At 70.0% G+C, this 11,778-nt stretch carries 9 protein-coding genes and 2 pseudogenes; 6 read left to right on the forward strand and 5 right to left on the reverse strand.

Annotated elements, in window-relative coordinates; translation table 11 throughout:
- The first annotated feature begins 231 nt into the window (after positions 1-231).
- From J2N69_RS27815 to J2N69_RS27840, 6 genes are all read left to right on the forward strand, one after another.
- On the forward strand, positions 232-2,355 hold the full coding sequence (locus tag J2N69_RS27815) for a DNA gyrase/topoisomerase IV subunit B (protein ID WP_127911236.1): 2,124 nt from the start codon (positions 232-234) through the stop codon (positions 2,353-2,355).
- Between the two features lie 196 nt (positions 2,356-2,551).
- Positions 2,552-2,782 carry a hypothetical protein gene (locus J2N69_RS27820; RefSeq protein ID WP_230903136.1) on the forward strand — a complete coding sequence of 77 codons (231 nt, stop codon included), beginning with the start codon at positions 2,552-2,554 and terminating at the stop codon, positions 2,780-2,782.
- The gene (locus J2N69_RS27825; RefSeq protein WP_230903137.1) at positions 2,779-3,924 is read left to right on the forward strand and encodes a sensor histidine kinase; all 1,146 of its coding nucleotides are present in this window, start codon (positions 2,779-2,781) and stop codon (positions 3,922-3,924) included. The genes J2N69_RS27820 and J2N69_RS27825 overlap by 4 nt, the downstream gene beginning before the upstream one ends.
- Positions 3,925-3,989: 65 nt before the next feature.
- The gene (locus J2N69_RS27830) at positions 3,990-4,667 is read left to right on the forward strand and encodes a response regulator transcription factor (RefSeq protein ID WP_269075638.1); all 678 of its coding nucleotides are present in this window, start codon (positions 3,990-3,992) and stop codon (positions 4,665-4,667) included.
- Positions 4,668-4,783: 116 nt separating this feature from the next.
- Positions 4,784-5,332, forward strand: coding sequence for a DUF485 domain-containing protein (locus J2N69_RS27835; RefSeq protein ID WP_230904903.1), 549 nt, complete (start codon positions 4,784-4,786; stop codon positions 5,330-5,332).
- Entirely contained in the window at positions 5,329-6,921 is a 1,593-nt protein-coding gene (locus J2N69_RS27840) for a solute symporter family protein (protein WP_230903138.1), read from the forward strand. The genes J2N69_RS27835 and J2N69_RS27840 overlap by 4 nt, the downstream gene beginning before the upstream one ends.
- Positions 6,922-6,970: 49 nt before the next feature.
- Here J2N69_RS27840 and J2N69_RS27845 read toward each other — a convergent pair.
- From J2N69_RS27845 to J2N69_RS27870, 5 genes and pseudogenes are all read right to left on the reverse strand, one after another.
- A pseudogene (locus J2N69_RS27845) lies at positions 6,971-8,005 on the reverse strand (RNA polymerase sigma factor); the annotation flags it as partial.
- A 597-nt stretch (positions 8,006-8,602) separates the two neighbouring features.
- Positions 8,603-8,737, reverse strand: a pseudogene (locus J2N69_RS27850) (sigma factor); the annotation flags it as partial.
- Between the two features lie 20 nt (positions 8,738-8,757).
- The gene (locus J2N69_RS27855) at positions 8,758-9,165 is read right to left on the reverse strand and encodes a YciI family protein (RefSeq protein WP_230903139.1); all 408 of its coding nucleotides are present in this window, start codon (positions 9,163-9,165) and stop codon (positions 8,758-8,760) included.
- Positions 9,166-9,270: 105 nt separating this feature from the next.
- Complete coding sequence (locus J2N69_RS27865) at positions 9,271-9,948, reverse strand: response regulator (protein WP_269075678.1); 678 nt, start codon at positions 9,946-9,948, stop codon at positions 9,271-9,273.
- Between the two features lie 52 nt (positions 9,949-10,000).
- Positions 10,001-11,677 (reverse strand): sensor histidine kinase, encoded by a 1,677-nt coding sequence (locus J2N69_RS27870; RefSeq protein ID WP_230903140.1) that lies wholly within the window; start codon positions 11,675-11,677, stop codon positions 10,001-10,003.
- Between the last annotated feature and the right edge of the window lie 101 nt (positions 11,678-11,778).

Here is an 11,778-nt window from a genome sequence, read left to right on the forward strand (position 1 = left end):
TTGTTCATGAGGACGTGCCCGGAGCCTAAATGGTTCATGCCTCGAAGGGAACGTGACGTGCGCTTCACCCCATCGAGCGATCGAACATGTATGCGAGGCTGGGCTAGTCTGAGTTGCGACGAGGGTGGCGTGACAACGGCTCTACCAGGCCTCGGTACCCTCTGACGGGCAACCGAAGCCGCGTCCTTACCCCAAAGGACCCCCCTTGAAATTCAGCGAGGAGCGAACCGCGTGACCGCCGAGACGTCCGTGCCGTCCACAGCGTTGCTGACCGGAGCAGACCGGGACGGTTCCAACTACACCGCGCGGCACCTGCTCGTCCTGGAGGGGCTCGAGGCCGTCCGTAAGCGCCCGGGCATGTACATCGGGTCGACGGACAGCCGCGGCCTGATGCACTGCCTCTGGGAGATCATCGACAACTCCGTCGACGAGGCCCTGGGCGGGTACTGCGACCGCATCGAGGTCATCCTCCACGACGACGCCTCCGTGGAGGTCCGGGACAACGGCCGGGGCATCCCCGTAGATGTCGAGCCCAAGACCGGCCTTTCCGGAGTCGAGGTCGTCATGACCAAGCTCCACGCCGGCGGCAAGTTCGGCGGTGGCTCCTACGCCGCCTCCGGCGGTCTGCACGGCGTGGGCGCCTCCGTGGTGAACGCGCTCTCCGCGCGCCTCGACGTCGAGGTGGACCGAGCCGGGCACACACACGCCATCAGTTTCCGGCGCGGTGTCCCCGGTGCTTTCGCCAAGATGGGACCCGAGGCGCCCTTCGACCCGTCGGCGAAGCTCACCAAGGTCAAGAAGATCCCCAAGACGCGCACCGGTACGCGCGTGCGTTACTGGGCGGATCGGCAGATCTTCCTGAAGGACGCCAAGCTGTCGCTGGAGAACCTGCACCAGCGCGCCCGGCAGACCGCCTTCCTTGTGCCGGGCCTGACCATCGTCGTGCGCGACGAATTCGGCCTCGGCGAGGGTGGCACGAAGGGCGAGGAATCCTTCCGCTTCGACGGCGGCATCAGCGAGTTCTGCGAGTACCTGGCCCAGGACAAGGCCGTCTGTGACGTCCTCCGCTTCTCCGGACAGGGCACCTTCAAGGAGACGGTGCCGGTCCTCGACGACCACGGCCAGATGACCCCCACGGAGGTCACCCGTGAGCTCGGCGTGGACGTGGCACTGCGATGGGGCACCGGGTACGACACGACCGTCCGGTCCTTCGTCAACATCATCGCCACCCCCAAGGGCGGCACTCACGTGACGGGCTTCGAGCGCTCCCTCACCAAGACGATGAACGAGGTGATGCGCACCCAGAAGGTGCTGCGCGTCGCTGAGGACGACATCGTCAAGGATGACGCCCTTGAAGGCCTCACGGCTGTCGTCACGGTGCGTCTCGCCGAGCCGCAGTTCGAGGGCCAGACCAAGGAGGTGCTGGGCACCTCCGCGGCCAACCGCATCGTCGCCAACGTCATCGCCAAGGAGCTCAAAGCGTTCCTGACGTCGACCAAGCGGGACGCGAAGGCGCAGGCCCGCGCCGTCATGGACAAGGCCGTCGCCGCCGCCCGGACGCGCATCGCGGCCCGCCAGCACAAGGACGCCCAGCGCCGGAAGACCGCGCTGGAGTCCTCGTCGCTGCCCGCCAAGCTCGCGGACTGCCGCAGTGACGACGTGGAGCGCAGCGAGCTCTTCATCGTCGAGGGCGACTCCGCGCTCGGTACGGCCAAGCTCGCGCGGAACTCCGAGTTCCAGGCACTGCTGCCGATCCGCGGCAAGATCCTCAACGTTCAGAAGGCGTCCGTGACGGACATGCTGAAGAATGCCGAGTGCGGCGCGATCATCCAGGTCATAGGAGCCGGGTCCGGCCGGACCTTCGACATCGACGCGGCGCGGTACGGCAAGATCATTCTGCTCGTCGACGCCGACGTCGACGGCGCGCACATCCGAATCCTGCTGCTGACGCTGTTCCAGCGGTACATGCGGCCCATGGTCGAGGCAGGGCGGGTGTTCGCGGCGGTGCCGCCACTGCACCGCATCGAGCTCAGCCAGCCCAAGAAGGGCCAGGACAAGTACGTCTACACGTACTCGGACCGTGAACTGCGCGAGACGCTGCTCGAGATGCAGCGCAAGAACGTGCGGTACAAGGACTCGATCCAGCGGTACAAGGGCCTCGGTGAGATGGATGCCGACCAGCTGGCCGAGACCACGATGGACCCGCGCTTCCGGACGCTGCGGCGGATCAACATCTCCGACCTGGACTCGGCTGAGCAGGTCTTCGATCTGTTGATGGGCAACGACGTCGCGCCGCGCAAGGAATTCATCACCAGCTCGGCGGCGACGCTGGACCGCTCGCGCATCGACGCGTAGCAAAGGACGAAGGACGCGCTGCTGGATCGCCGACTCAGACGGCACGGGAGCCGTGCTCTCCACCTGCGGGTGGAGAGCACGGCTCCACCCATGTTCCACCCCTGCTCCGATTCCGTGACCAGGCGATTTCCGTAGCGTCGAAGGCGTCGATCCCTCTCGGATCGGATGCGTCCACCCTCATCGCACGGAGGCCGACATGCCTGTGCTCGCCGCCACCCTGGTGATCTGTGCTGTCCTGTCGCTGACCGACCCCGGCCACCAGGCGGCGGCCGTGCCCCTGCTCGCCTCCGGACTGCCTCTCGGCCTGGGAATCCGGGCCACAGCGCCGGCCCGCGGCGGCCTGCTCATACGGCGCACCGTCACCTGGCGCCCCGCATACGGCAGGGCGGACACGGCGTACGCGCCAACGCGGAAGGAGCTGGTATGAGCTGGGACCGGTGGACGAGGTGGCCCTCCAAAGAGGCGCTCGCCTGGGAAAGCATGAGCCTGGCCCGGCTGTGGTTCGTCGGGGCCCTCCGCGCGATGATCCTGGGCGTCCTGCTGTGGAACGCGCTCCACGGGAATCGGGGCTGGCACTTGGTGGCGGGCATCACCGTGGTTCTGGGGGTCTCCTGGGCGGGGTGGGCCTTTTTCCGGGTCTCGTTCGCCCATCGGCTGTGGCCTTCCCTGGCGCTGATGACGCTGCTGCTGGGTGCCGCGCTCGTCGCGGACCTGGGTGGGTGGGGGGTGCTGGCCCTGGTGCTGTGGTTTGGGTCGGCCGTCTCCGCGTTGGAGCGGCTGCCGCTCGCCGCAGGTGCACCCTGTGTCCTGGTAGCGATGGCCGGGTATGCGTCGTCCAACACGGACAGCCCGCTCACCACCGGACTGACCGTCGTCGGGCTCGTGCTCGCTGGTTACACCCTGCGGCTGGACGCCGAGGCGCGGGGCAGCGCTCATCGGCTGCTCGCCCAGGAGCGGGCGGCCCGCGCCGCGGAAGCGGAGTCGGCCGCGCTGGCGGAGCGGGGCCGCATCGCCCGTGAGATCCACGATGTGCTCGCCCACAGCCTCTCCGCGCAGCTCGTCCATCTGGAGGCGGCCCGGCTGCTGATCGAGGGGGACGCGGCCAAGCAGCAGATTCTGGACCGGGTGGTCGCGGCGCGTTCCATGGCCAGGGAAGGGCTCGCCGAGACCAGACAGGCGCTGTCCGCGTTGCGCGGGGAGATGAGCCCGGTAGAGGACTTCCTGCGCGAACTGGTCACGGCGGACCGCGCCTCGGTCACTGTTGCGGGTGACCCGCGTGCTCTGTCTGCCGAGGCCTCGCAGGCGGTACGCAGGGTGGCCCAAGAGGCCCTGACGAACGTACGCAAGCACGCGCCTGGCGCCAAGATCCAGGTGTGCCTTGCGTACCGGGAGCGGGAAGTGCGGTTGGACATCAGGGATTCAGGCGGGCAGTCGCCGGGGGAGCTGGCCTCGTCCGGGGCCGGATACGGTCTGCTGGGGATGCGCGAACGAGCCGAGCTGCTGGGCGGATCTCTGGAGGCAGGGCCGGGCGAGGAGGGCTTCGTGGTGACGCTGAGGGTGCCGGGATGACGCGGGAGGACGGCGCGGCCGGGACTGTGGGCAGCCGGGACGAAAGATCAGAAGCCACGGGAGGGGTGGGAGGAAGGCCACCCGCGCGGGTGATTGTGGTCGACGATCAGACCGTCGTGCGTGAGGGAATCGTGATGCTGCTGGGGCTGCTGCCCGGAATCGAGGTCGTCGGGGCCGCCTGCGACGGTGAGGAGGCCGTCCGTTTGGTCGCCGAACTCGCCCCGGACGTCGCGCTGATGGACCTACGTATGCCTCGCTGTGACGGCGCGGAGGCCACCCGGCGCATCCGTGCCGAGCATCCGGGGACACAGGTCGTCGTGCTCACCACCTACGCCGATGACGACTCGCTGTTTCCGGCGCTCAAGGCAGGCGCCCGCGGGTACCTGACGAAGGACGCCGGTGGGGACGAGATCGTGCGGGCAGTGGAGGACGTTCTCTCGGGGGACGCCGGCCTCTCTCCGAAGATCCAACGGAGGCTCCTGGAGCGACTGGCGGAGCCCGACTCGACCCCTGCCGCCGAGCCTCCCGACGGACTCACCGCGCGGGAGACCGAGGTGCTCATCCTGATCGCGGAGGGCATGTCGAACCACGAGATCGCCCGCGCCCTGCACGTCTCCACCGCGACCGTGAAGACCCACATCAACAACCTCTTCGCGAAGGCCGGCCTCAAAGATCGTGCGCAGGCCGTCCGCTACGCCTATCGGCATGGCCTCGTAAAACCCCCAGGAGGTGGCCGTATCTGACGTCACTTCACCTGATGGAGTGAAGAGCCCCGCGAGAAGTGTCAGGGATCTACCCGATCTGCCCATCCTTGGGCACGCGGCCGAACAGGGCTGCTGACAAGGAGAGTTCGGTGGAAATGCGTGACGGGCCCGATGTCGGTGCGGGCCGGGCCGACCGGAGCCCGGCCGGTGATCTGAGAGATCCCTGGGGTGACGCGCTGGCTTCCGGGTGGGGGGAGTTGGACGGCACGGGCGCCCCGGCGCCCGAGGTGGCGCCCCGGTCCGCCCCGCGGCAGCAGGGCGCGAGTGCGGCGGACATCTATCTGGAAGTGCAGCGCAGCGAGGCTTTCCAGGAGGTGCGCAGCCGGTACCGGAGGTTCGCCTTCCCCGCCGTTGCCGTCTTCTTCACCTGGTACGTGGCGTATGTCGTGACCGCGACGACGGCGCCGGACCTGATGGCGCGGCCCGTCGCGGGAGCGGTGAACGTGGGGTTGCTGGCAGGGCTCGGACAGTTCCTCACCACGTTCCTGCTGACCTGGGCGTATGCCCGGCACGCCCGACTGCGCAGGGACCGGGCGGCTCTCGATCTCCGGTGGACGGTGTTCGAGCAGAAGCGGAAGTGGATCAGACAACAAGAGCGGCAACGGGTGCGGAGCGGCGCGCGGGAGCAGGAGGGGGAGCGATGACCGGTGACCATCAGACCCTCGCGCTTGTCCTGTTCGGCGTCTTCGTGGCCGTGACGTTGGCGATCACGACGTGGGTGAGTCGCCATCGGCGTGGCTCCCCCGAGGAGTTCTACGTGGGCGGGCGGCTCTTCTCCCCGATGGAGAACGGTTTCGCCGTCGCCGGTGACTACATGTCGGCGGCTTCCTTCCTGGGCATCTCCGGGCTGATCGCTCTCTTCGGGTATGACGGTCTGCTCTACTCGGTGGGCTTCCTCGTCGCCTGGCTCATCGTGCTCTTCCTAGTGGCCGAACTGGTGCGCAACTGCGGACGGTTCACGCTCGCCGATGTCGTCGCCGCACGGATGAGGGAGCGGCCGGTGCGGATCGCGGTGGGAACTTCCTCGGTGACCGTGTCCGTTCTCTATCTGGTGGCGCAGATGGTGGGGGCCGGCTCGTTGGTCGCGCTGCTGCTCGGTGGGACGAGCGGGGCGGCACAGACGTGGACGGTGGTCGGTGTCGGCGCGCTCATGGTGATCTATGTGTCGTTCGGAGGGATGCGGGCCACCACGTGGATTCAGATCGTCAAAGCAGTCCTGTTGATGTGTGGTGCGATAGCGCTGACGGTGCTCGTTCTCATGCGCTTCCATGGGGACTTCGGCCAACTGCTGAGCACCGCCGCCGACCGCAGCGGCCATGGCGAGCGGTTCCTGGCGCCAGGGCTGAAGTACGGGGGTGACTGGGCCGCCAGGCTCGACTTCATCAGCCTCGGGCTGGCACTGGTGCTCGGCACGGCAGGGTTGCCGCACATCTTGTCCCGCTTCTACACCGTGCCGACCGCGCGGGCCGCGCGCCGCTCGGTCGTCTGGTCCATCGGGCTCATCGGCAGCTTCTATCTGATGACGATCGTGCTGGGCTTCGGCGCGGCGGCGATTGTGGGGTCCGAGGCGGTGCGGGGCTCGAATGCCGCGGGAAACACGGCAGTCCCGCTGCTGGCGCTCGACCTGGGCGGCGGCGCGGACTCCACTGGCGGAACGGTTCTGTTCGCGATCGTCGCCGCTATCGCCTCCGCTACGATCCTTGCCGTGGTCGCCGGGATCACGCTCGCCTCTTCGGCCTCGGTGGCGCACGACCTGTACGCCTCCCTGCGACGGCGGAGCGCGAAGCCGCGCAGCGAGGTGGCGGTGGCGCGTGCTGCCGCCGTCGGGATCGGGGCACTGGCGATCGGGCTCGGACTGCTGGCCCGTGACCTCAACGTGGCGTTCCTGGTGGGCCTCGCCTTCGCGGTGGCCGCGTCCGCCAATTTGCCGGTGCTGCTGTACTCACTGTTCTGGCGGAACTTCACCACGCGAGGGGCAGTGTGGTCGGTGTACGGAGGGCTGCTGCCCGCGCTCGTACTGGTGCTGCTCTCGCCGGTGGTGTCCGGAGGGCCCAATTCTCTCTTCCCCGGGATGGACTTCCAGTACTTCCCGTTGGAGAACCCCGGGTTCGTCTCCATCCCACTGGGCTTCCTCGCAGGCTGGCTGGGCACGGTCACTTCGCGGGAGGCCGCGGACGAGGCCAAGCATGCCGAGACCGAGGTGCGGTCGCTGACGGGTGCCGGAGCGGCGTAACGATGCGCCTGGCCGGGGCCGCCGAAACGCTCGTTCCGGGCAGGGCCTGTCAACTGTCTTGACGGGTGTTGAGCCGGGCTTTGCACCGGGCGTTGAGGCGGGCGGCTTGGCGTGTCAGGTGATCGCGTTCGGGGAGGCTGGGGGCCTTGTGGGCGGCCTCCGCGTACAACTGTGCGGCAGTCGCCAGGTCGCCGTCGCGCTCGTGGAGGTAGGCGGCCACTGCGGCGTAGCGGGGCAGTGAGTCGTTCAGCCCTGCGAGCGCTGCCAGTCCGGCGCGTGGTCCATCGGCCTCGCCGACGGCCACGGCGCGGTTGAGCCGGACGATCGGGCTGTCGGTCAGACGGACGAGTTCGTCGTACCACTCGACGATCTGCACCCAGTCGGTCTCCTCGGCGGTAGGAGCGTCGGCGTGGAGTGCCGCGATCGCGGCCTGGGCCTGGAACTCGCCCAGCCGGTCGCGGGCGAGGGCCGCCTGCAGGATTTGGACGCCCTCGGCAATCGACTCGGTGTCCCACCGGTTGCGGTCCTGGTCGGCGAGGGGCACCAGGCTGCCGTCCGGAGCGGTGCGGGTGGTGCGCCGGGCGTGGTGGAGCAGCATGAGGGCGAGCAGCCCGGCCACCTCGGGGTGGTCGATCACGGCCGCGAGTTGCCGGGTGAGCCGGATGGATTCGGCGGCGAGGTCGATGTCTCCGGAGTAGCCCTCGTTGAAGACCAGGTAGAGGACGCGCAGGACGGTGGCGACGTCGCCCGGCTGGTCGAACCGCACCCCGGAGACGGTGCGTTTGGCCCGGCTGATGCGCTGGGCCATGGTCGCCTCGGGCACGAGGTAGGCCTGGGCGATCTGTCGGGTGGTCAGTCCGCCGACGGCGCGCAGCGTGAGCGCGACCGCGGACGACGGTGTCAGCGATGGGTGGGCGCAGAGGAAGTACAGCTGGAGCGTGTCATCGACTGAGGGGGAGGGGCCGGGCGCCGGCTCCTCCTCGACGAGGCCCTCGCGCCGACGGCGGGCGGCGTCCGCCCGGGCCGCATCGAGGAACTTGCGCCAGGCCACGGTGACCAGCCAACCCTTCGGGTCCCGCACGGGATGCTTGGTGGCTGCCGTGCCTGTGGCTTCGGCAGAGCGCCCGGCACTCGCAGAGCGCCTGGCGTCCGCCGTGCCGGTAGCTCCCGCAGAGCCCCCGGCACCCGTTGAGCGCCTGGCGCCCGCCGCGCCGGTAGTTCCCGCCGTCCCGGAAGCTCCCGCAGTGCCTCGGGCGCCCGCAGAGGCCGCGGCGTCCCCCGTGCCGGTGGCTGCCGCAGAGCCCCCGGCACCCGTTGGGCGCCTGGCGTCCGCCGCGCCGGTAGTTCCCGCCGTCCCGGAAGCTCCCGCAGTGCCTCGGGCGCCCGCAGAGGCCGCGGCGTCCCCCGTGCCGGTGGCTGCCGCAGAGCCCCCGGCACTCGCAGAGCCCCCAGCGTCCGCCGCGCCGGTGGCTCCCGCCGTCCCGGAAGCTCCCACAGTGTCCCCGGCCCCCGCCGCGCCGGTAGCTCCCGCCGTCCCGGAATCTTCCACAGGACTCCCGACGCCCCCAGTGCCCGCAGCTCCCCCAGCTCTCGCGGCTCCCTCACCCCTCACGTAGCCCTCAGCGCCCCCAGCCCCCTCAGCGCCCCCACCCGCCAAAGACCTCGCCGCCGAGGGAGAGGCCTCGATGGGCCAGGTGCGGATCGCTTCGAGCAGTGCCTCCTGTACGGCGTCCTCGGCCGCCGCGAAGTCGGCTCCGCGGCGGACGAGGATCGCGAGCACGCTTGGTGTGAGGCTCCTGAGCAGGGTCTCGTTCAGCTCGGGGGTCACGTGTGAGGTCACTCCGTGATGGTGGGCGGCGCGGTCAGGAACGGGCGCAGCTCCAGCCATTCGTGGATCGGCTTTCCGCCCGCCCCGGGGGCCGCCGACAGCTCGCCGGCCAGTTCGACGGCACGCTCGTAGCTGTCGACGTCGATCACCATCCAGCCGGCGATGAGGTCCTTGGTCTCGGCGAACGGGCCGTCGGTGACCGGCGGCCGGCCCTCACCGTCGTATCGGACGAAGGTTCCCTCGGGGGCGAGCGCCTGGCCGTCGACGAATTCGCCGGTCGCTTCGAGCCGGTCGGCGAAGTCGCGCATGTACTGCATGTGCGCGGAGATCTCCTCCGGCGTCCACTGGTCCATCGGCACGTCGTTGACCGCGGCGGGGGCGCCTCGGTAGTGCTTGAGCAGCAGGTACTTGGCCATCATGTTCTCCTCGGCGCTGTGCGACCCATTGTGGTCGCGTTCATAGCGGGGACGGAGCCGATCAGCGGTTCTCGACATGCCGGGCCGAAGTTTTTTCGCTTGCTGCTAGACGCTCGCCGCCCACTCGTAGCGATGCTCCGGGCGGCCGGTGTCGCCGTACTTGAGACTCAGGCGGACGCGGCCCGTGCGTTCCAGGAGCTTCAGGTAACGCTGGGCCGTCTGGCGGCTCAGCCGGGTGAGGTCTGCCAGCTCCTGGGCGGAGAGGGGGCCGTCCGCGGCCATCAAGGCGCGTCGTACCAGTTCCGCGGTGGTGGGGGAGTGGCCCTTGGGCAGCTCGGGGGCGGGGGTCGACGAGAGGGCGCCGAAGATGCGGTCGACCTCGGCCTGCTCGGCTTCGCCGCCGCCGTCCAGCGTGCGGCGCAGCGTCGCGTACGCGTCGAGTTTGGCGCGCAGACCCGCGTAGGAGAACGGCTTCACCAGGTACTGGAGGGCGCCGTGCCGCATCGCCGCCTGCACCGTGGCCACGTCACGCGCCGCCGTCACCATGATCACGTCGGTCTGGTGTCCGCGCTCGCGCAACGCGCGTATGACCGACAGGCCCGTCTCGTCCGGCAGATAGTGGTCCAGCAGCACCAGGTCGACCGGGGTCTCCTCGACGAGACGCAACGCCTCACCGGCGCTGTGTGCCTTCGCCGCCACGTGGAAGCCGGGGATCTTCGCGACGTAGGCGGCGTTGACGTCCGCGACCCGGACGTCGTCGTCGACGACCAGGACCTTGATCACTGTGTCGCCGATCAACGTGTCGTCGATCAACGTGTCGCCTCCGTGCCTTCGGTCATCGTGATTCCTCCGTGGCGGCCAGTTCGGGCTCTAGGTCGGGCTCCAATGCGGGTGCCAGTTCGGGCTCGCGGAGCGCTTCGGGCAGTACGACGGTGAACTCCGCGCCCCCCTCAGGCGCCTCGTCGGCCCGTGCGCTGCCGCCCTGGCGTTCGGCGAGCCTGCGGACCAGGGCGAGGCCGATGCCGCGCTTGCCGTGTGCCGGCGGCTCCTTCGTGGTCCAGCCCTCCGTGAAGATCGTCTCCCGTTGCTCGGCGGGCACTCCCGGCCCCGTGTCGCGGACACGGAGGATCACCGAGCGCCCTGCGGTGCGTACGGCGACCTCCACGCGCGCGTGGCGGGTGCCCGCGGCGGCGTCAAGAGCGTTGTCGACGAGGTTGCCGACGATCGTGACGAGGCCGCCCGGGTCGACGAGCCGGTCGGGCAGCGAAGTGTCGTGCGGCACGGAGAGCGCGACGCCGCGCTCCGCCGCGACCGTGGCCTTGCCGACCAGAAGGGCCGCGAGCAGCGGGTCATGGATCTTCTCGGTGATCTGCTCGGCGGTCACGCGGTGCGCGCCGGCCACTTCTCCGACGTACTCGGCGGCCTCCTCGTACATCTCCAGTTCGAGCAGCCCGAGGAGCGTGTGCATGCGGTTGGCGTGTTCGTGGTCCTGGGCGCGCAGGGCGTCGATGAGGCCGCGGGTGGAGTCGAGCTCGCGGCCGAGCTGCTCCAGTTCCGTGCGGTCGCGCAGGGTGGCGACGGCGCCCCCGTCGTCGGTGGGCATGCGGTTGGCGACGAGGACACGCTGACCGCGGACGGTCAGCAGGTCGGTGCCGGTGACGCGGCCGGCGAGGACGTCGGTCGTGCGTCCCGGGCCGAGCGCGTCGTCCAGCGGCCGGCCGAGCGCCTCCGCGCCGAGGCCGAGAAGGCGCTGCGCCTCGTCGTTGAGCAGCCGGACCCGGCCGGAGCGGTCCAGTGCGACGACCCCCTCGCGGATGCCGTGCAGCATCGCCTCGCGCTCCGCGAGCAGCGCCGAGATGTCGGAGAAGGCCAGGTCACGGGTCTGCCGCTGCACCCTGCGGGAGATCAAGTACGCGGCGAGCGCGCCGACGGCCAGCGCCCCGCCCGCGTAGGCGAGCAGCCCCGGGATCGAGTGGATCAGGCGGGCCCGCACGCTGTCGTACTCGATGCCTACGGAGACGGCCCCCACGATGGCCCCGTCCGCGCCCCTCAGCGGCACCTTGCCGCGCGCGGAGCGGCCCAGCGTGCCGTTGTCTATCTCCATGACCTCGCGGCCCGCGAGCGCGTCGCTGGGGTCGGTCGAGACGACCTTGCCGATCTGGGCGCGGTCGGTATGGGACCAGCGGACGCCTTCCTTGTTCATGATCACGACGTACTCGGCGCCACTGGCCCGGCGGATTCGGTCGGCTTCCCGCTGGACGGGCCCGTCGCCCGTGGGCGCCGAGGACTTCAGATCCTCGGCGAGCTGCGGGTGAGCGGCCGTTGTCTGGGCGATGGCGAGTGCGCGGCGCATCGCCTGGTCGTCGAGCTGGTCGCTGAGCGGTGCGAGGAAGAGCCCGGTGGCCAGCACCGCGACCCCGGCGGCGATCGCCAGCTGCATCAGCAGCACCTGCGAGAACACGCGCCGCGGCAGGCCGAGGCGGCGGCGTCGCACAGGGGAGGTCGGGCTCATGTGTACGAACGGTACGGCCGGTGGCGGACTACTCCGAAGTCAGTGTGGCGGGGATCTCGTACGACGACGCGAGACCCCGGACCACCAGTCGGCGCAGCCTG

It is taken from the genome of Streptomyces huasconensis, assembly GCF_021028635.1.
Classification (GTDB): domain Bacteria; phylum Actinomycetota; class Actinomycetes; order Streptomycetales; family Streptomycetaceae; genus Streptomyces; species Streptomyces huasconensis.